Annotated in this window: 1 pseudogene; it reads right to left on the bottom strand. The window is 29.0% G+C overall.

Annotated elements, in window-relative coordinates:
- Positions 1-196: pseudogene (locus SB717_RS38660) on the bottom strand (hypothetical protein); the annotation flags it as partial.
- Between the last annotated feature and the right edge of the window lie 49 nt (positions 197-245).

Below are 245 nucleotides of genomic sequence, written 5' to 3'. Positions count from 1 at the left end.
CTAATGTTTCGAAATATTCAAAAGGTAGTTTGTTTTGATGAAATTTAATAACAGTTTCTCGTAATTGTTTCCAGTAATCAAAAGCTGGTTGATATTCAGGTTGGGATTTTAGATTTTTTATAAAGGTTGTTTTAGCTGTACTACCTTTCAGTGTGAAGTCTAAAAATTGTGTAAGCCCTACTTTAATTTCTGTCATATTATATCCCCTTCCAAACATTATTCATTTAATAATAGACGAAAAATCC

The organism is Priestia sp. SIMBA_032 (assembly GCF_046535215.1).
In the GTDB taxonomy this organism is placed as follows: Bacteria; Bacillota; Bacilli; order Bacillales; family Bacillaceae_H; genus Priestia; species Priestia aryabhattai.
The sequence above is the reverse complement of the archived record's forward strand: the minus strand, read 5'-3'. Positions and strand labels throughout refer to the sequence as shown.